The sequence below is a fragment of the Amycolatopsis sp. SID8362 genome (genome assembly GCF_010550475.1).
GTDB classification, from domain to species: Bacteria; Actinomycetota; Actinomycetes; order Mycobacteriales; family Pseudonocardiaceae; genus Amycolatopsis; species Amycolatopsis eburnea.
In genome coordinates this window covers 1-1,865 of the sequence record NZ_JAAGNB010001298.1, presented here as the reverse complement: position 1 = coordinate 1,865, position 1,865 = coordinate 1, and the positions used below count along the sequence as shown (strand labels likewise).

General features: G+C 72.1%; 2 protein-coding genes. Both read left to right on the top strand.

Annotated features, from left to right (window positions below; translation table 11 throughout):
• Positions 1-836 (top strand): family 2B encapsulin nanocompartment shell protein (locus G3I65_RS39965; protein WP_275940191.1); only part of this gene is annotated, 836 nt, incomplete at its 5' end.
• A complete protein-coding gene (locus tag G3I65_RS39960; protein ID WP_160700684.1) occupies positions 833-1,843 on the top strand; it encodes a family 2 encapsulin nanocompartment cargo protein polyprenyl transferase in 1,011 nt (336 codons plus the stop codon). The genes G3I65_RS39965 and G3I65_RS39960, both read left to right, overlap by 4 nt.
• Positions 1,844-1,865: the final 22 nt, after the last annotated feature.

Sequence of the window (1,865 nt, the reverse complement as noted above, 5' to 3'; positions counted from 1 at the left end):
TGCCCGCCGCCACCTACGCCCGCCTCAACGGACGTCTCGACTCCCTGCGCACCCACCTCGCCGAGGCCGCGGCCCGCCCGCGGAAACCGCAGAACAGCAAGGGTGAAGCGAGCATCGACCTGTCCGCCGGCCACGACGGCGAACCCCTGCTGGCCGGGACTTATGTCGACTACGACCCCGCACCGCGGGAATACGAACTCGCCGTCGCCCAAACCGTCCTGCACACCCACAACCGCGTCACCGACCTCTACAACACCCCCCACAACCAGCTCGACCAGCAACTCCGGCTCACCGTCGAAGCCCTGCGGGAACGGCAGGAACACGACCTGATCAACAACACCGACTTCGGACTCCTGCACAACGCCGGGTTGAAACACCGGCTCACCACCCGCAGCGGGCCACCCACCCCGCTGGACCTGGACGACCTGCTCTGCCGACGACGGAAAACGAAGTTCTTCCTCGCCCATCCGCGGGCGATCGCCGCGTTCGGGCGGGCCTGCACCGCCCACCGGGTCTACCCCGACACCACCCTGCTGGACGGGAAACGAGTCAACGCCTGGCGCGGCGTCCCCATCCTGCCCTGCGACAAAATCCCCGTCACCGACACCGGGACCACGTCGATCCTGGCGATGCGCACCGGCGAAGACGACGCCGGCGTGATCGGGTTACGCCCCAAGCAACTCCCCGACGAATACCAGCCCGGGGTGAACGTCCGGCTGATGGGCACCGGCGACCGCGCGGTCACCTCCTATCTCGTCAGCGCCTACCACTCCGCCGCCGTGCTCGTCCCCGACGCACTCGGCGTCCTCGACGACGTGGAGGTCGGGCTCGCATGACGACCATGGACGCACGCACCGCGGCCCGCCCGCTCGCCGAAGTCCTCGCGTGGAGCAAGGGGCTGGTCGACCCGGCGCTGCGCGCCACCGCGGACCGGCTGCCGGAGGTGATGCGGCGGGTGGCCGGCTACCACTTCGGCTGGTGGGACGCGCAGGGCACGCCGTCGTCGGCGGACGGTGGGAAGGCATTGCGGCCCGCGCTGGTCCTGCTGTGCGCGGAGGCGGCGGGCGGCGATCCGGCGGAGGCCGTGCCCGCGGCCGTCGCGGTGGAGCTGGTGCACAACTTTTCGCTGCTGCACGACGACATCATGGACGGCGACACGACCCGCCGTCACCGCGCGACGGCGTGGACGGTCTTCGGCACCGGACCCGCGGTGCTCGCCGGGGACGCGTTGCTGAGCCTCGCGTTCGAGGAGCTGACCCGCGACGGCGCGAAGCTGCTGTCCCAGGGCGTGCTCGCGCTGCTGGAAGGACAGGCCGCCGACCTGGACTTCGAGCAGCGCGACGATGTGACGCCCCCGGAGTGCATCCGGATGGCGACCGGCAAGACGGCGGCCCTGATCGGCGCGGCCTGCGAACTCGGCGCCCTCCACGGCACCCGGCCACCGGCCCGGTTCGGCGCGTTCGGGCGCGCGGTCGGCCTCGCGTTCCAGCACGTCGACGACCTGCTCGGGATCTGGGGCGACCCCGCGGAGACGGGCAAACCGGTGTACTCGGACCTGCAGAACCGCAAGAAGTCCCTCCCGGTGGTGACGGCGCTGTCGTCGGGCACCGAGGCGGGCGCGGAACTGGCGTCGCTCTACGAAGGCACGGACCCCCTGGACGACGCGGAGCTGACCCGCGCGGCCTCCCTGGTGGAGTCGGCGGGCGGCCGCCAATGGAGCCAGGCCCAGGCGGCGGCACTGGTGGCGAAGGGATTGCGGGAGCTGGCGTCGGCCAACCCGGTCCCCCGGCCGGCGGCGGAGCTGGCCGCGCTGGCGCGGCTGATCACGACCCGGACGCACTGACGGTCCGGGCTCGCACGTGCGG

Bases quoted from the DNA above. Each gene is read 5' to 3' on its own strand.
- G3I65_RS39960 (WP_160700684.1), top strand. From the start codon at position 833: ATGACGACCATGGACGCACGCACCGCGGCCCGCCCGCTCGCCGAAGTC.